Origin of the sequence: Arthrobacter globiformis, assembly GCF_046536215.2 — a bacterium.
Classification (GTDB): Bacteria; Actinomycetota; Actinomycetes; order Actinomycetales; family Micrococcaceae; genus Arthrobacter; species Arthrobacter globiformis_E.
The window spans coordinates 2,533,071-2,550,224 of the sequence record NZ_CM143421.1 but is presented as its reverse complement, the minus strand read 5'-3'; the positions used below and the strand labels follow the sequence as shown (position 1 = coordinate 2,550,224).

The window sequence follows — 17,154 nt, the reverse complement described above, 5'->3', positions numbered from 1 at the left end:
GTTGCCGCGGGCTTAGGCTGTTGCCATGACGCCCAACACCGCCAGACCCACAGCCCTCGTCACCGGCGCCACCGCAGGACTGGGTGCCGAATTCGCCCGCCAGCTTGCCGAAAAGGGGAACAACCTCGTGCTCGTGGCACGTGACACGGCACGGCTGCAGGCCACGGCGGACGAGCTGCAGCGGCGGTACGGGACCGCGGCTGAGGTGCTGACCGCGGACCTGACCGACGACGGCGGCGTGGCCGCCGTCGTCGGACGCCTTTCCGACCCCTCACGGCCAGTGGACGTGCTGGTGAACAACGCTGGCATCGGGCTGCTGCACAACTTCGACGAGAACCCGATCGAGGACGAGAAGAAGCACCTGAAACTGCACGTGGAAACGGCCATGGAGCTCTGCCACGCCGCCCTCCAGGGCATGCTGGCGCGCGGCTCCGGCCGGATCATCAACGTGGCCAGCGTGGCCGCTTTCCTTCCCCGAGGCTCCTATTCGGCGGCGAAGGCCTGGCTGCTCAGCTTCAGCCGCTGGGCCAACCTCGCCTATTCGCCCCGGGGCGTGAAAGTGACTGCCGTCTGCCCCGGATTTGTCCACACCGAGTTTCACGACCGGATGGGGATGGACAAGTCCGTGGCCCCGGGCTGGACATGGCTGCGGCCCGGGCGTGTGGTCCGGGAAGCACTGGCGGACAACGAGCGCGGGAAAGCTGTGTCCATTCCCACCAAGCGCTACAAGGTGCTGGCAGCCGTGGTCCGCGTGGTGCCGGACAGGTTTACGGCCGGGCCGCCGCGCCGGCCGCAGGAGCCGGGCGTCGGTTCCGGCGCGAGCGGATAAGCACCACCACGAGGATTCCGGTGCCGGCCCCCACCACGGTTTCGACGGCGCGTTCGACGATGAGAACCTGCGGATCCGCCGGCGATGCCAGCTGGGTCATGAGCAGGATCACCGGAGTGAACCAGACCATCGCCAGCCCGTAGTGCCGGGTCATGAACAGCTCAGTGCCGAACTGGAAGGCGATCACCAGCAGCGCCAGCACCGCGGCTTCCGCTCCCGGGAAAAAGTGCAGCGGAGCCCAGGGTCCCGGCAGAAGTACGACGGCGACCAGCACCAGCCCGAGGAACGTCCCCATGATCCTGTGGATGCCCCGGTGGACGCTGCTGGGCAGGTCCGCGCCCGCGAGCGGAACCGCCGCGGCCGCCATCGCCCAGTGCGGGTGGCCGCTTCCGGTCAGGACGCCGACGGTGCCGGCGGCGCCGACGGCCAGCACGTAGCGGGAAGCGTGCAGGGCCGCCCGGCGGCGCATGGCTCCCCGCAGCCGGGCGGACGGCCGTGCCGCGCCGCGGTGCCACGCCCGGCCGCGGACCCAGCCGCCGAATCCCACGAGCAGCGAGAACGCAGAAGAGCCGGCCGCGATGAGCAGCGCAACATACCAGGGCACGGCGGCGGGAACGGAGGCGCAGGCGCCCAGGGCGAGGATGCCGAAGAATGGGCCGTTGGGCCGGAGATGGACCTTGTCTGAATAAACGGAACCCACGCCGGCCAGGATGGCTTCGATGCCAACCAGCCACCAGGAGTGCAGGCCGTTGACCGAAAGGGTCACGCCCACGGTCACGCCCGAAAGCAGGACCAGCGCCGCCTGCAGCTGGTGCTTGAGCCGGAGCTGGTGGGGCTCGGAGCGGCCGTACATGCCGGTGAGCGCGCCGAACACGGCATAAATGGTGAGCTCCGGCCGGCCGAGGAGCAGCAGGACGAGGGAGGGGACGGCCACGCTGATGGCCACGCGCCACGCAGAGAGGTGGTCGTTGTTCGCCGGTCCCAGGCTGTGCAGCTGCCGCAGGTGGTGTACCACTGACTGCACCGGAACGACCCCCTTCACCCTATGAAGGTAGCACCGCCGAAAAGATCTCACCGCGGGCTGCGTCACAAAGTGAGGGAGGCAACAGGGCCGGGTTTGCCCGGCAGCTGTGCAGCCGGCGGCCCTGCAGGAAGCGCGAAGGCCCGCCCGGCGTGCCCCTGAAAAGGGGTTGCCGGACGGGCCTTCAATCGCGTCAGACTTCAGCAGCCATAGGCGGGCTGCGGCGGTGTCAGGTGCGCGCAGGCACCTTGTTCAGTTCGTCGTCGAGTTCCTTGTCCAGATCACTGTCCTTCGCCAGGGCACTGTTGAGTTCGTCGATGGTCTCGAACGGCAGTTCGTCGAGGTCGATCAGCGGGTTCTCGTCCTGGGTGGCCACCAGCTCACGGGCCTCCGCCGCGGTGTCCACGCTGGGCATGGAGCCGGGCAGCGGGCGCTGGGCGGATTCCTTGAGGAAGTAGATGGCCACGGCGCCGACAGCCGAGGTGGCCATCAGGTAGTAGGCAGGCATCATGTCATTGCCGGTTGCGTTGATGAGGGCATCGACAATGAAGGGCGTGGTGCCGCCGAAGATTGCCACGGAGAAGTTGTAGGCAATGCCCATGGCGCCGTAGCGGCTGGCCGTGGGGAACTGCGCCGGCAGCGCGGAGGCGAGGTTCGCAACGTAGAAGGTCACGGGGAACGCGATCAGCGACAGTCCGGCCAGCGTGGACCAGATACTGCCGACGCCGATCAGCATGAAGGCCGGGGCTGCCAGCACCACGGTGCTCACGGCGCCGATCCAGAGAACCGGGCGGCGGCCGATGCGGTCGGAGAGCTTGCCGGTCAGCGGAATGCAGAGGCTCATGACCACGAGCACCGGGATGGTGAGCAGCGTGCCGTGGACGGGGTCGTAACCCTTCGACTCGGTGAGGTACGTCGGCATGTAGGACGTCAGCGCGTAACCGGCGGTGTTGGCCGCTGCCACGAGGATCATGGCCACGATGATCGAGCGCCAGTAAGCCTTCACAATGCCTACGGGACCCTTTGCTGCAGCATCATCAGCGGCGGCAGCATCCTTGGCGAGTTCCTCCTGGGCGTCCAGGGTGGCCTGGAACTGGGGGGACTCCTCAATCTTGCTTCGGAAGTACACGGCGATCAGGCCCAGGGGACCGGCGATCAGGAACGGCAAGCGCCAGCCCCAGTCCTCCATGGCGGCCTGGCCCAGCGTCAGCTGCAACACGGACACCAGCGCGGCGCCCATGGCGAAGCCGAGGTAGCTGCCCATGTCCAGGAAGCTGGCGAAGAAGCCGCGGCGCTTGTCCGGCGAGTACTCGCTTACGAAGGTGGTGGCGCCGGCGTATTCGCCGCCGGTGGAGAAGCCCTGCACGAGCTTGAGCACCACCAGCAGGGCCGCTGCCCACATGCCGATCTGCGCGTAGCCGGGCAGCAGGCCGACGGCGAAGGTGCTCGCGGCCATCAGCATCAGCGTGGCCGCGAGGACCTTCTGGCGGCCGATCTTGTCGCCAAGCCAGCCGAAGACTACTCCGCCGAGGGGCCGGGCGATGAAGGTGGCAGCGAACGTGCCCAGGAGGAACAGCGTCTGCACGCTCTTGTCTGCTTCCGGCAGGAACACGGGCCCCATGGTGGTGATGAGGTAGCCGAACACGCCGACGTCGTACCACTCCATGGTGTTGCCCACGATGGTGCCGCCGAGGGCCTTCTTGAGCATGGGCTGGTCGACGACGTTAACGTCGGATACCTTGAGCCGGCGCCGCGCGAGCAGCTTTGGTTTCTTCGCACTCTGGGGTGCGGCCTGGTTGGTTCCGCTGGCGTTCCTGGCGCCTGCTGAAGAGTCGGTCGTGCTTCGGTCTGTGGGCATTTGGGCAACTCCTGTGGAGGTCATTTGCTTGCGACTTATAGCTGCCCCGCTCCGGGCAGGCCTTCAATTTTACGGGATTTCCATGGATTTCGAGAGTTCGGTACCGTATGATCGCCCGGTGTGGGGGGCCTAACGGGGCTGAAATCAGATTTGTTTTGGGCGATCTGGCCCCGTCATCCTGCGGATTTTTCGCCGCCGGGGCGATCGTTATCAAACATTTTTCTGGAGCAGGGCTTTTCGGACCCGATCTTGTGCCGAATCCGGCACTGCCGGGCGGGCCGAGGACGGCCCCGCCGGAGGGCTGAAGGAGCCACGCACGGGTGCCGATTGAACCGTTCAACCGCTGGGCTCGTCTCAATGGTTAGGTCCCGGCTTAGGACCCGGGACTCATAACTCCAGACAGTTCACAACTTCCAGACAGGGTGTTCGCCATGGACTACGAGATCAACGGTCTGCCGCTGCACGTGTTGCTCGTCCATTGCACGGTGGTCTTCGTCCCGCTGGCGGCGCTTTGCACCCTGCTCAGCATTCTCTGGCCGGCTGCCCGGCGCCGCTTGGGGATCGTGACGCCACTGGTTGCCCTGGTAGCACTTGTCCTGGTGCCGGTCACGGCGGCGGCCGGGCAGTGGCTGCTGGACCGTGTGGATGCAACCCCGCGGATCCTTGCCCACATGCAGATTGCCGGGTCGCTCCTGCCCTGGGTAGTGGGCGTGTTCATCGTGGCCCTCGCCCAGTGGCTGTGGTTCCGCTACGGCACTGCGCAGGCAGCGGGGATGAGGCGGCGAATGGGCACCGCCGGATCCCGTATCGCAGCAATTGTCGCCGTAGCGGTCGCCCTGGTTCTCTGCGGCGGTGCAGTCGCCGCCGTGGCGCTGATCGGCGAATCGGGGTCCAGGGCAGTGTGGGAGGGATCCTTCCGGACCGGGACCGACGACTGACGGCCGGCCGGCGCCTAAGAAGTCTCTTCCCGGACGGCGTGATTCTGCCTAAGGTGGACCCATGGGAACACTGATCTTCGAGTAATGGACGCGCCATGGCGGCCAAATTCCAAGGTGACCAGTCCAGTGTCAAGACCCCTCCAGGGTTGACCAACCGATTGCCGACCGGTCCTTTTGGCCGCTGTGCCCGGCAATCGCCGCCGCAATCAACTCCGCCTGTTCAGGGTTCTGCCTCCGCAATGCTTCGTCGCAGAAGCAGGGCTTTTTTGCCATCCGGTACCGGCGGAGTCACAGATCCAATATGGGGAACACTTCATTTCATCGCGGAAAGGAAGAACAAATGGCCGACTCCTACAACGGAAGCAGCATCAAGCCGGACGTCGCTGCGCATCTGGCGGAATCCATGGATATGCCGCCGCTGCCCACTCCCGAGACCCTGGCCGTGACCTCGGCAATGGGCGGGTCAAAGCAGTGGCCGGACGGCAACGGCAAACGGCGCCACCCCAAGGAACACGGGGCTAGCCCCGGCCGCCTTGGACAGGGCGCTGCTGTGACGGCAATCCACCGGACCAGCCGCCCGCAGATGCCGCATTCGTCCTGACCAGCTGCAATCATAAAACCGCCTGGCGACGCCCAATATTGGGGGCGTCGCCAGGCTGTTTCATGCTTCCCTCACGACCTCCTCCGGTTCCTTGTCCAGCCGCCAGCCGCGCCACACCGGGTGGCGGAGTTTGCCGCTTCCGGTCCACTCACCGAAGGTCACCTCACCCACCAGGTCAGGGTTTACCCACCGCGCGTCCGCCGCGTCCGCAGAGGGAACGTCATCGAACGGCGACGTCTTCCGTGCCAGTCCCTCCACCTTTTTCCGCAGCTCCTCCAGTTCACGCATGCTGAAGCCACTTCCCACTCGGCCTACATACCGCAGCGTCTTGCCCTCGGGAATGCCCACCAGCAGGGAGCCCACTGTGTTGGACCTGTCGCCCCTGCCGGGACGCCAGCCGCCCACCACCACTTCCTGGGTCTGCTCGATCTTGAGTTTGATCCAGGTGTGGGTCCGCTGCCCGCTCACGTAGCGGCTGTCCGCCCGCTTGGCCATCACGCCTTCAAGGCCCAGCTCGCGGGCGCTTTCCAGGATGTGTTCCACCCGGTCGTTCAGGGTCTCCGACAGTTCCACCGGGCAGTCGCCGGGCTCGAAGAAATCCGTGAGGCGTTCCCGCCGCTTCCGTAGGGAAAGCCTGCGCAGGTCGTCGCCGCCGTCGGCCAGCAGGTCAAAAAGCATCATCCGGACGGGGATGGCGGCGCTGGCCCGTTTCACGTCGCCCGGTTTGGTCAGCTTCATCCTTCCCTGCAGGAGCCCGAAGTCGGGCCTGCCGGAAGGCCCGACGGCGATGATCTCGCCGTCCGCGATAAAGTCCTGCGGCGGCCAGCAGCTCCGGTCGGTGAATTCGGGATAGCTGGCCGACATGTCGTTGCCGTTGCGGCTCAGGAGCCTGATCCGGTCGCCGTCCGCCACCACCAGCGCGCGGATGCCGTCCCACTTGAGTTCGAAGAGCCAGTCGCTGCCGTGCAGGTCCGCCGGGGTGCCCGCCGACGCGAGCATGGGGGCAGGGTCCTCCTGGAGCGTTTCTCTCCGGGCTGGCACCGGTCTGGAAGCCGCCGCGCGGGCGGGGCCCGCCGGCTCTTGGGCGGCAGCCGGTGCCTTGGCGCTGGCCCCTACCTTTGCGGTGGCCGGCCTTTTCCGTGCCCCCGGAGCCCTGTCCATCAGATGGATGAGCCACTGTGACTCCTCGCCGTGGCCCTTCCCGGTGTGGATCAGGGCGAACCTCCTGGTGCCGCCCAGCCCGCCGCCCTCACGGCCCGTCAGCGTGGCGATGACTTCCTTGCCGTTGACCCATTTTTCGAGCTCATAGACGCCTTTGTCCCAAATGCTCACGCTGCCGGCCCCGTATTCGCCCTTGGGGATGTCGCCCTCGAAATCGGCGTAGTCCATGGGGTGGTCCTCGGTCTGTACCGCCAGGTGGTTCCTGTCCCCGGATTCCGGCACGCCCTTCGGCAGCGCCCAGGAGACAAGCACGCCCTCGTGCTCCAGCCGGAAGTCGTAGTGGAGCAGGCTGGCGTGGTGCTCCTGGATGACGAAGATCTCCTTGCCCGCCTGCGCCGCAGCGCCGTTGGCTTTTGCCGCGTGGTGCTCTTCCGCGGTGAACGGCTCCGGCGTCTTGCCCTGGTCGCGCAGGGACCGGTACTTGTTCAGCCGGGGGTCCGCGTGCCCGCCACGGCGCTCTCCGGCCGCTTTCGGAGCCGCTGGCGCTGCATGGACGGAGGCTGCGTGGGCTGGGGCAGGGTGGGCGGTGGCGGCGCTGATCGGGGCGAAGGGGTCCTTGCCGGCGGCCACCCGGCGCATGACCTCCTCGTAGTCCAGGTGCTTGAGGGACGGCGAACTAAGCTCGCGCCAGGTCCGCGGAGCCGCCACGGTGGGGTGCAGGCGCCCGCGAAGCGAATAGGGAACGATGGTGGTCTTCGCGGCATTGTTCTGGCTCCAGTCCACCAGGACCTTTCCCGTCCTGAGGGTCTTCTTCATGTCACTGACGGCGAGGTCCGGGTGGTCGGCCTCCAGCGCCCGGGCCAGCTCACGGGCGAATGCTGACACCTCATCCGAGGTCTGCGTCCCGGTCAGGACCGCGTACAGGTGGATCCCCTTGCTGCCGCTGGTGACCGGAACGGGGTCAAGCCCCACATCCTGCAGGATGGTCCGCGCCAGCTTGGCCACCTCCACGCATTCGGGCAGCCCGGCTCCTTCCCCGGGATCGAGGTCCAGGACCAGCCGGTCGGGCGGCAGGGCGCTGCCGTGGGAGTCCACCGTCCACTGCGGCACGTGGATTTCCAGCGAGGCGATCTGCGCGAACCACGTGAGGGTGGCCGGATCATTGACCAGCGGGTAGTAGTTGGTGTTGGTCTTGTGCGTGATGGCAGCGCGCGGCACCCAGCCGGGGGCGGAATCGTCGAGGTTCTTCTGGAAAAACATCTCGCCGGGATGGCCTTCGGTTCCTACCCCGTGGACCCACCGCTTGCGGGTTGCCGGGCGGTTCCTGGCGGCGGGGATCAGCACCGGGGCCACAGCGGCGTAGTAGGCAATGACGTCCGCCTTGGTGGTGCCGGTGGCCGGATACATCACCTTGTCGAGGTTGGTGAGGGTCAATTCGCGGCCGCCGACCCGCACGCGTTCCTTACCGCCGGCCATGGGGCTTCACCTCCGGCGTTGTGTGCTGTTGACTTGTCCCATGAGAGCGATCTGGAAAGGCGCCATCGCGTTCGGGCTGGTCAACGTCCCGGTGAAGGTCTACAGCGCCACCGAGGACCACGACATCAGCCTCCACCAGGTGCACAATGCCGACGGCGGCCGGATCCGCTACCAACGGCGCTGTGAGGTCTGCAGCGAGATCGTTGACTACTCGGACATTGAGAAGGCCTACGAGGACGACGGCCGGACGGTGATCCTCACCAAGGAGGAACTGAAGTCCATTCCTGCCGAGAACAGCCACGAAATCGAAGTGGTGCAGTTCGTTCCCTCCGAACAGCTCGACCCCATCATGTTCGAGAAGAGCTATTACCTCGAGCCGGACTCCAAGTCTCCCAAGGCCTACATGCTGCTGCGCAGGGCCCTGGAGGACACCGAGCGCGTGGCCGTGGTGCAGTTTGCACTGCGGGACAAGACCCGGCTGGGTGCCCTGCGGATCCGCGACGACGTCCTGATGCTGCAGGCGCTGCTGTGGGCGGACGAAGTCAGGGAAGCGTCGTTTCCGGCCCTGGACACGTCCATCCGGATCTCCGCGCAGGAACGAGAGATGTCCGCCGCGCTGGTAGAGTCCATGGCCTCGGACTTCGAGCCCGAGCAGTTCACCGACGACTACCAGGCGCAGCTCCGGCAGCTCATCGAGGCGAAGCTGGAAAAGGGCGATGCGCTGGACACGGAAGAGACCTTCGGTGCCGAGGCCGAGGGCGGCACCGGCGAAGTGATCGACCTGATGGAGGCCCTGAAGCGCAGCCTCGACAAGAAGCGCGGGGGAGGGTCGGCCGCACAGGAACCGTCCGAAGACGAGTCGGAAGAGGACGAGGAGTCCGAGCCCGCCAAGCGCCGGAGCGGGAGCACCGGCGGCGGCCGCGGCACCGGCGGCAGGAGCAGCACCAGCCGGAGCAGCACCAGCCGGAGCAGCACCGCCAAAAAGGCCGCCGAGGATTCCGACGCCGAAACAGCCGGGAGCGGTACGGCCAAGAGGGCTACTGTAAGCGCCCGCAGCAAGACCGCCGCCGCTTCGAAGACGGGCACTGCTGCCAAGGGCGGTAGCGCTGCCAAGACGGGTACTGCCGCGAAGACCGGCACGGCCTCCAAGACCGGTACCGCTGCGAAGACCGGCACGGCTGCGAAGACCGGTACCGCTGCCAAGTCCACCACGAAGACCGCGTCCACGGCGAAGACCGCGCGGAAGGGCGCCTGACAGGGCGGGCGCCTCGCCGCGCGGCTGTACGTGCACCGGCTCAGGAGTTCCTGAGCGCGGAAATGAGTTCGCTCTTTTTCTTTCCTGAGTACCCCTTGAGGCCGATTTCCTTGGCTTTGGCCTTGAGCTGGTCCACTGTCCAGTCATCGTAGGAGCCGGACTTGCCGCCCTTGTGGCCCACCTCGGACCGGCCCTTCTTGGCTGCCGCGTTGGAGACGCGGGCGGCCTTCTGCTTCGAGGCCCCCTCGTCGCGGAGCTCTTCGTAGAGTTTTGGATCCTTCAGGCTGGGGTTCTTCTTCTCTGGCATTGCTACCTCCCTGGTGGAACTGCCGGTCGTTAGGGGAACGATCGGTCGCAATGGAACGGTCAGGGTCAGTGGGATCCCGGGCTGTCCACTTCGCCCCGGTCCACGGCGGCACGCCAGGCGCCCGTCTCGATGCCCCGGGTCTCGATGAACTCCTTGAACCGCACCAGGTCGGAGGACACCTGCTGCTCATCAACGTGGGCGGCGGCGCCGGCCCTCTCCAGCAGGCTCTCCGGCTCCCACTCGAGTTCCACGTTCACGCGGCAGAGATCCTCGCCCAGGTTCTCGAATGTGACCCTGCCGGCGTTGCGGGGCTTGTCCTTGCTGACCCAGGCGATGCACCGGTCCGGCGTCTGCTCAAGGATCTGCGCATCGTATTCGCGCTTGACGCCCGCCACGCTGGTACGGAAATGGAGGGAGGTTTCGTCGATCTGCTCGACGGACTCGACGCCCTTCATGAAACGGGGAAACGATTCGAACTGGGTCCACTGGTTGTAGGCGGTGCTGACCGGCACCTCGACGTCCACGCTTTCCTGCAAGGTTTCCACTCCGTCATCCTCCTTCAGGCCGGCTGTTCCGCCGGTCATTCGAATGGCTGGCCACAGTTCCAAGCTAGTGGGACGCAGAATCAAAAACAAGAAACTACTAAGTTTGCTTACTTACGCGTAACAGCCCCCTGATCAGGGACGATGCCCGCAGACGGCAACGGCCGGCTTCCGCGGCAGTCCCCAAGGGGAGCTGATGCGGAAACCGGCCGTAAAAGCCCAGGTGCCTGTAAAGCCCAGGTGCCGGTAAAGCGCGCGGGCCTATTCGGCGTCGTGATCCGTTTCCAGGATCTGGACCAGCCGCTCGAGTGCGGCGTCCGCGCCATCACCCTCGGCCCGCAGCACCACAACGTCGCCGTGGGATGCGCCAAGGCTCATGAGGGAAAGGATGCTGGCTGCGTCCATGGCCTCGTCGGCCGGCTCCCCTTCGCGGGCGATGGTGATGTCGAGGTCAAACTCGCCCGCGGCTTCGGCGAAGATGGCGGCGGGGCGGGCGTGCAGGCCTACGCGGCTGGCGACGGTTGCGGTACGTTCGGACATTTCTGCTCCTTGCAATTGCAGTGCGGGTTGGGTGCTGAAGGACAGCGGGATCAGACAGTTACAGGGACGGTCTCCACCGTATCAACGGCCTTGCGGGCAGCCCAGCGTTTGAGGGCCACCACGATGAGCGCCGCGACCACCATGCCGGCCAGGATGGAGACGATGAACATCACCACGTTGCCGATGGCGAAGAACACGAAGATGCCGCCGTGGGGTGCCTGTGACGTGACGCCGAAGGCCATGGTGAGCGCGCCGGTCACGGCGCCGCCGATCATGCTGGCGGGGATGACGCGGAGCGGGTCGGCTGCCGCGAACGGAATGGCGCCCTCGGAGATGAACGAGGCACCCAGCAGCCAGGCCGCCTTGCCGTTTTCACGCTCAGCCAGGCTGAAGAGCTTCTTGTCCAGGACGGTGGCCAGTGCCATCGCCAGCGGCGGCACCATGCCGGCGGCCATCACGGTGGCCATGATCTGCCAGGGTGCCTGGTTGGTGGCGCTGCCGGCTCCCAGGCCGGCGACGGCGAAGGCGTAGGCCACCTTGTTGACCGGGCCGCCGAGGTCGAAGCACATCATGAGGCCGAGGATGATGCCCAGGACGATGGCCGAAGCGCCGGACATGCCGGAGAGCCAGGTGTTCAGCCCGACGGTGATGGCGGCAATCGGTCCGCCAAGGAAGAGGAACATCGCGCCGGAGGCAATGATGGAGGCGAGCAGCGGAATGATGACGACGGGCATCAGGCCGCGGAGCCAGCGCGGCACCGACCATGTTCCGATCAGGTGGGCGATGTAGCCGGCGAGCAGGCCGCCGACGATGCCGCCGAGGAAGCCGGCACCCATGAAGCCGGAGACGGCACCGGCAACGAAGCCCGGTGCAATGCCCGGACGGTCGGCAATTGCGTACGCAATGTAGCCGGCGAGGGCAGGAACCAGGAAGCCCATGGAGAGGGCGCCGATCTTGAAGAAGACGGTGCCGAGGTACAGGGCGAGGTTTCCGTCGGGAAGGTTGACCAGGGAGTTGTTGGCCAGGATGTCGTTGGCCTTGGTGCCCAGGGCGATGTCGAACCCGGCGAGCAGGAAGCCCAGCGCGATCAGCAGGCCGCCGCCGGCCACGAACGGAATCATGTAGCTCACGCCGGTGAGCAGGGCCTTCTTCAGCTTCTGGCCGATGTGCTCGCCCTTTTCGGCGGCTTCACGCTCGGCCTGCTCCTCCGCACCGAAGTGCGGAACGCGGTGGGCGTGCGGGTTGTCCGCCGCGTCCAGGGCTTCCTGGACCATCTTGGCGGGCTCGTCGATGCCGCGCTTGACCGGGGCGTTGATGACCGGTTTGCCGGCGAAGCGCTCCTTGCCGCGAACGTCCACGTCGACGGCGAAAATCACGGCGTCGGCAGCGGCGATGACGGCGGGGTCCAGCGGCTTGGCGCCGGAGGAGCCCTGGGTTTCGACCTGCAGGTCTACGCCCACTTCCTTGGCTGCGGCCACAAGGGAGTCTGCCGCCATGTAGGTGTGCGCGATGCCGGTGGGGCAGGCCGTGACGGCGACGAGGCGGCGGGGTGCACCCGAAGCAGCGCCTGCAGCACCCGCGTCCGCACCGGTGGCAGCGGCCGTGGCCGGGGCAGCAGCTTCGGGCGCGGCAGCCGGCTTGTCCGCGAGGGCGTTGTCCACGAGCTCCACGATTTCCTCCCGGGAGGTGGCGGCGCGGAGCGCACCCGTGAAGTCCTTCTTGATGAGCGAGCGGGCGAGCTTGGACAGCAGCTTCAAGTGCTCCTGGTCGGCGCCGGCCGGTGCAGCGATGAAGAAGATGAGGTCGGCCGGGCCGTCCTTGGCGCCGAAGTCGACGGGCTGGGACAGGCGTGCCATGGCGAGGGTAGGTTCGGTCACGGCGGCCGAACGGCAGTGCGGGATGGCGATGCCGCCGGGAACGCCGGTGGCGGTCTTCTGTTCGCGGGCGAAGGCGTCGGTGAAGAGGCCTTCGACTTCGCTCGCACGTCCGTTGGCGGCAACACGGCCGGCCAGGTGCCGGATCACGTCCTCGGGCGAATTGCCCAGGTTCTGGTCAAGCTCGACCAGGTCCGCGGTGATGAGCTGAGTCACTGTCAATCCTTCCGGAGGGCCGTGATGGTTACGGCGTCGGGGGTTGTTTGGTGGACTGCCGGGACGGTGGAGCCCGGCAGGGAAGCGGCGGCGGCGCCATGCGCCACAGCCTGGCGGAGGCAGTCAGCCGGGGCGGCACCCTGGCTGGCGGCCAGCAGATAGCCGGCCAGCGACGAGTCACCGGCGCCGACCGTACTGACTGCGGTGACCGGCGGATGCGTGGCCAGCCACGCGCCGTCGGCCGTCACGAGGACAGCGCCCTTTGAACCGAGCGTTGCCAACACGGCCCCCACACCGGAACGCACGACGGCGGCAGCTGCCGCCGCGGCAGCATACGGGTCCGCTTCGAGTTCCTCAGCCGTGCTCACCGAGGAAAAACCTGCTGCTGCGGCCAGTTCCGCCAGCTCCTCGGCATTGGGTTTGAGCAGGTCCGGCTTCCCGGACGCCGCTTCTGTTGCGTCGCCGGCCACCGCCGCTGCCAGGGGCGCGCCGGAGGAGTCGACAGCAATCATCGGTACGCCCGCGCCGGCGTCGGCATTGCGCAGCCGACGGGTCACAGTGGCGTAGAAATCAGCCGGGACGCCGGGCGGAAGCGATCCCGCCAGAACCACCCAGCTGGCTCCGCGCGACCGTTCCAGGAGCAGGCTGATCAGTGCCTCCTGGGCCTCTTTCGCGAGGACCGGGCCGGGTTCGTTGATCTTGGTGGTGACGCCGCCCGGCTCCGTCAGGGCCACGTTGGTGCGCAGCGGTTCGTGGATGTCCAGCGACGCGAACGGAACGCCCTCTTCCCGCAGGCCCGCCAGCACGGGATCGGATTCGGCGCCGGGCAGCACCGCGAGTGTCTCCAGGCCGGAGGTCACGAGGGCGCGGGAGACGTTTACGCCTTTGCCGCCGGATTCCTGGCGGACTGAGACAGCGCGCTGCACTTCGCCCCGCTCGAGCGGGCCGGGCAGCGCCACCGTACGGTCCAGGCTCGGGTTGGCTGTGAGGGTGACAATCATGCGACTACCACCTCCACGCCGGCCTCGGCGAGGGCCGCAGCGAGTTCGGAGCCGGGTTTGCGGTCAGTGATCACGGTATCCAGATCTTTCAACGAGGCGAACTGGACGAGCGTTTCCGCTTCCAGCTTGGACGAATCGGCCAGCACCACAATGCGGCGCGCCGAGTGGACGAAGGCAGCCTTAACAGCGGCTTCTTCAGGGTCTGGTGTGCTCAGGCCGAAGCTTGCGTGGATGCCGTTGGTCCCCACAAAGGCCATGTCCGGACGCAGCTTGCCGGCGGCTTCCACCGTGCCCTGGCCCACCGCTGCCTGCGTGAGCCCGCGGACCCGGCCGCCCAGGATCTGCAGGGCGATGCCGGGCGTGCTTGCGAGCTTGGCCGCGATGGGGACGGCGTGGGTGATGACAAGGAGCTCCTGGGTCGGATCGGCCGTCTTGGCCGGAGCTGCGGCGCCGCGGCGGGCCAGGAGGTCGGCGAGGACTTCGGTGGTGGAGCCGGCGTCGAGGAGGATGCTGCTCGAGGGACCCTTCGGGAGGAAGTCCAGGGCGGCCTCGGCGATGCGGAGCTTCTGGGCCTGCCGCTGGATGGTCCGCTCGAGGATGCTCTCCTCCGTGGTGCTGAAGCGGTCAGCGGAGACCGCCCCGCCGTGCACGCGGCGCACCGTGCCGGCCGATTCCAGGGCGGCGAGGTCGCGGCGGACGGTTTCGGTGGTGATGCGGAAGCGCTCGGCGAGGTCGGTCACGCTGGCGCGGCCGCTGGCTGCAACGAGCCCGGCGATCTGCTGCTGACGCTCCTCGGCAAACACATACCCTCCATTGCGTAGTTACTGCTGCAGTGCGTCGGCACTGCCTTTCCGGGTCCTTTGCTGATCAGTGACCGCTGTCACAAATCTGCAAGTACTTGACTTTATCTTCGTTCATGTTGGTTTGTCAACGAAAAAAACCACAGAAAACCAAAAGCCGGACCAGACCCGAAGGTCCGGCCCGGCCATGCCTGGTGGTTCCACTGCTGCACGCCCTGTTATGCAGCCCGACGGATTCGTGCGGCTCTAGAGGCCGTTGTCGCGGCTTTCGTTCCGGGTGATCCTCTCGCCTGTATTGGGGTCCACGACGGAACGTGTCTCGCTGACGCGGCGGCTCCTGCCGGGAGAAGCGATGACCAGTGAGGCGATGAGGCCGATGACGCCGACGGCCATCAGGATGTAGCCGATCAGTGTCTGATCCACATAAGGGATGAGGCCTGGCGTGATGGCCCAGGCGAGGATGGCACCCAGGGCGATAAGGAAGATGGCGGAACCGATTCTCATGACTTGCTCCTTGCGTTCGCGTACTTCTCGCGGCGTGGTCCGGTTGTTCGTCAATTGCTAAGCATGCTGTCAAGCGTCAGGCTACATCCCGGTAGGTCGTGTTTCAATCAAATCCGCAGGTCAGCGGCGGGCGGCCATCTTGGTGAGTCGCTAGGCTGATCGGATGGAGACGGTTGTATGGTCGAGGCCGGAGGAGGAGCGCGCCGGCACGCCGCTGCTGGTGATGATGCACGGCTACGGTACGGATGAATCCCGGATGGTCAATCTCTTCGACTATCTCCCCAGGGAGTTCACCTGCGCGGCGCTCCGGGCGCCCATGCCCATCGCGAACGGCTATGGCTGGTTTCTTCTGGACTATTTCCTGACCAACGATTTTGCCGACGTCATCACGGCCGCCAATTCCGTGTTCGCCTGGATCGACTCGGCCAGGACGCTCCACAGCAGTGTGAGCCTGCTGGGCTACTCGCAGGGGATGGCCATGGCGAGCACGCTCCTGCGCCTGCGGCCGCAGGACTTCCCGGCCGTGGTGGGGCTCTCCGGCTTCGTCCTGGACAACGACCTGCTGGCCCTCAGTGAGTCCCTCGATGAGCGGCCCCCGTTCTTCTGGGGGCGGGACAAGGCCGACCTCGTGATCAACGGGGAGGCTACCGCCTATACGGAGGAATGGCTCAACACGCACACGCGGCTGACGGCGCGGACGTATCCCGGAATGGGCCACGCCATGTCCAAGGCCGAGATGGTGGATGTCAGCGCGTTCCTGCGGCACTACGTCCTGAGCTGACCCGGGCTGACCCGGCCTGCGCTGGGGCGGCGCCTCCCGGAACCAGGCGGGAGAAATAAAAACAGTTGCAGGGTAAATCTGCAAGCGCTTACACTCTTCTTCGGCCGGGACCCGGCCGGCAGGTGTCCACTCGGCGGTGGGCGGCTGGCAGTGCATCACTCAAGAGTGTTCGAAAGGGCAGGACCGCGCCATGCATCCTTGCGCCACCCGTCCCGCGGGGATGATCCGCTGGCTTGCCCTGAACCGCGCGCACCTTCATCATGGACGTAGGCAAAAAACCGTGCGCCCGCGCATCGACGTATTCTGCCGGGCCCGCAACGCCGCGGTGCAGGTGGCGGAACCGCGCGAATTCACGCGCCGGACATAACCCGGCCGGCACCGAACCGGCCGCCAGAAGTGGTAAGCCGTCGCAGGCGGCCAGGGCAACGCCGCCCGGGTCCGCGAAACTGCCGGCCCGTCCTGCAAACTGCAGAATCACCCTCAAGGAACCGTCGGGCCCGCGGCGCGCTCACATAAAGGTGCTGGGCCGAAGGTCTTGAGCGGCAGGTTCTGCAGGCACGCACTACACCCTTTTGGTCATTGGCGACCACGTTCCTGGTAATTCCCAACAATTCCCAGCAAATTGCTGTCCGAACCCCGAAAGGACACGGAGCAAAGCATGACCGAAACCCTGAACACCAGCTCTGGCAGCCGGCCCAACGGCTGGACCGGCGCCGCCGCCATCCTCTTCGACCTCGACGGCGTGCTCACGCCCACGGCCGTGGTCCACGAGCGCGCCTGGCAGGAGCTGTTCGACGGCTACCTGGAGACCGTTCCCGAAAAGGACGGCTACCGGGAGAGCGACTACTTTGACCACATCGACGGCAAGCCGAGGTTCGACGGCGTCCGGGACTTCCTGACGTCCCGCGGCATCACCCTTCCCGAGGGCCCGGCCGACGACGATCCGGACAACATCACGGTCCAGGGCCTGGGCAACCGGAAGAACCGGATCTTCAACGACATCGTCAGCGCCGGGGTGGAGCCCTATACGGGTTCGGTGCGTTTCCTTGAAGCCGCGCTGGACCGCGGACTGAAGGTCGCCGTCGTCTCCTCCTCACGGAACGCCCCTTCGGTGCTGCGCGCGGCAGGGCTGGCGGACCGTTTCCCGGTGGTCGTGGACGGCGTCGTGGCCGCTGAGGAAGGGCTGCCCGGCAAGCCGGACCCCGCCACCTATGAGTACGCCGCCCGGCTCCTGGACCTGCCCAGCGAGCAGTGCGTCGTCGTCGAGGACGCCGTGTCCGGCGTGCAGGCGGGCAGGGCCGGCAGTTTCCACTCCGTCATCGGCGTGGACCGCGGGGCGGGGCGGCAGACGCTGCTCGACGCCGGCGCCACCCTCGTGGTCAGCGACCTCGAGGAACTTCTCTAGTTCCGGTTCCAGTACCGCGGTTCCCAGGCCGCCAACCCGGGGTCC

At 66.8% G+C, this 17,154-nt stretch carries 16 protein-coding genes; 6 read left to right on the top strand and 10 right to left on the bottom strand.

Annotation, left to right across the window (positions count from 1 at the left end; genetic code table 11):
* The first annotated feature begins 25 nt into the window (after positions 1–25).
* A complete protein-coding gene (locus tag R5O87_RS11420) occupies positions 26–829 on the top strand; it encodes an SDR family NAD(P)-dependent oxidoreductase (protein ID WP_410556332.1) in 804 nt (267 codons plus the stop codon).
* Here the strand turns inward: R5O87_RS11420 and R5O87_RS11415 are convergent.
* Both R5O87_RS11415 and R5O87_RS11410 read right to left on the bottom strand, forming a co-directional pair.
* On the bottom strand, positions 768–1,853 hold the full coding sequence (locus tag R5O87_RS11415; RefSeq protein ID WP_410556333.1) for an FUSC family protein: 1,086 nt from the start codon (positions 1,851–1,853) through the stop codon (positions 768–770). The two genes, R5O87_RS11420 and R5O87_RS11415, sit on opposite strands and share 62 nt — an antisense overlap.
* 226 nt (positions 1,854–2,079) lie before the next feature.
* The gene (locus R5O87_RS11410; protein WP_410556335.1) at positions 2,080–3,708 is read right to left on the bottom strand and encodes an MFS transporter; all 1,629 of its coding nucleotides are present in this window, start codon (positions 3,706–3,708) and stop codon (positions 2,080–2,082) included.
* Between the two features lie 431 nt (positions 3,709–4,139).
* Between R5O87_RS11410 and R5O87_RS11405 the strand changes: the two genes are divergently transcribed.
* Both R5O87_RS11405 and R5O87_RS11400 read left to right on the top strand, forming a co-directional pair.
* Positions 4,140–4,646, top strand: a complete 507-nt coding sequence (locus R5O87_RS11405) for a hypothetical protein (protein WP_410556337.1) — start codon at positions 4,140–4,142, stop codon at positions 4,644–4,646.
* Between the two features lie 340 nt (positions 4,647–4,986).
* Complete coding sequence (locus R5O87_RS11400) at positions 4,987–5,247, top strand: hypothetical protein (protein ID WP_410556338.1); 261 nt, start codon at positions 4,987–4,989, stop codon at positions 5,245–5,247.
* A gap of 60 nt (positions 5,248–5,307) precedes the next feature.
* Here the strand turns inward: R5O87_RS11400 and R5O87_RS11395 are convergent, their stop codons facing one another.
* Positions 5,308–7,884 (bottom strand): ATP-dependent DNA ligase, encoded by a 2,577-nt coding sequence (locus tag R5O87_RS11395; protein WP_410556340.1) that lies wholly within the window; start codon positions 7,882–7,884, stop codon positions 5,308–5,310.
* Between the two features lie 40 nt (positions 7,885–7,924).
* Here R5O87_RS11395 and ku point away from each other — a divergent pair, with 40 nt between their 5' ends.
* Positions 7,925–9,139, top strand: coding sequence for a non-homologous end joining protein Ku (gene ku / locus R5O87_RS11390; RefSeq protein WP_410556342.1), 1,215 nt, complete (start codon positions 7,925–7,927; stop codon positions 9,137–9,139).
* A gap of 40 nt (positions 9,140–9,179) precedes the next feature.
* Here ku and R5O87_RS11385 read toward each other — a convergent pair whose 3' ends face one another.
* From R5O87_RS11385 to R5O87_RS11355, 7 genes are all read right to left on the bottom strand, one after another.
* Positions 9,180–9,446, bottom strand: a complete 267-nt coding sequence (locus tag R5O87_RS11385; RefSeq protein ID WP_410556343.1) for a DUF7218 family protein — start codon at positions 9,444–9,446, stop codon at positions 9,180–9,182.
* Between the two features lie 65 nt (positions 9,447–9,511).
* A complete protein-coding gene (locus R5O87_RS11380) occupies positions 9,512–9,991 on the bottom strand; it encodes an SRPBCC family protein (protein WP_410556345.1) in 480 nt (159 codons plus the stop codon).
* A 258-nt stretch (positions 9,992–10,249) separates the two neighbouring features.
* A complete protein-coding gene (locus R5O87_RS11375; RefSeq protein ID WP_314193380.1) occupies positions 10,250–10,528 on the bottom strand; it encodes an HPr family phosphocarrier protein in 279 nt (92 codons plus the stop codon).
* Positions 10,529–10,578: 50 nt separating this feature from the next.
* Positions 10,579–12,618: a PTS fructose transporter subunit IIABC gene (locus R5O87_RS11370; protein WP_410556347.1), complete on the bottom strand. Its 2,040-nt coding sequence runs from the start codon at positions 12,616–12,618 to the stop codon at positions 10,579–10,581.
* Between the two features lie 2 nt (positions 12,619–12,620).
* The gene (locus tag R5O87_RS11365) at positions 12,621–13,619 is read right to left on the bottom strand and encodes a 1-phosphofructokinase family hexose kinase (protein ID WP_410556349.1); all 999 of its coding nucleotides are present in this window, start codon (positions 13,617–13,619) and stop codon (positions 12,621–12,623) included.
* Complete coding sequence (locus R5O87_RS11360) at positions 13,616–14,422, bottom strand: DeoR/GlpR family DNA-binding transcription regulator (RefSeq protein ID WP_410556351.1); 807 nt, start codon at positions 14,420–14,422, stop codon at positions 13,616–13,618. Before R5O87_RS11360 ends, R5O87_RS11365 begins: the two co-directional genes overlap by 4 nt.
* A 243-nt stretch (positions 14,423–14,665) precedes the next feature.
* Positions 14,666–14,923: a DUF6458 family protein gene (locus R5O87_RS11355; RefSeq protein ID WP_410556352.1), complete on the bottom strand. Its 258-nt coding sequence runs from the start codon at positions 14,921–14,923 to the stop codon at positions 14,666–14,668.
* Between the two features lie 163 nt (positions 14,924–15,086).
* On the opposite strand from R5O87_RS11355, the gene R5O87_RS11350 reads away from it, so the two are divergent.
* A complete protein-coding gene (locus R5O87_RS11350) occupies positions 15,087–15,704 on the top strand; it encodes an alpha/beta hydrolase (protein WP_410556353.1) in 618 nt (205 codons plus the stop codon).
* Between the two features lie 658 nt (positions 15,705–16,362).
* On the top strand, positions 16,363–17,109 hold the full coding sequence (locus R5O87_RS11345; RefSeq protein ID WP_410556354.1) for an HAD family hydrolase: 747 nt from the start codon (positions 16,363–16,365) through the stop codon (positions 17,107–17,109).
* Positions 17,110–17,154 lie beyond the last annotated feature (45 nt).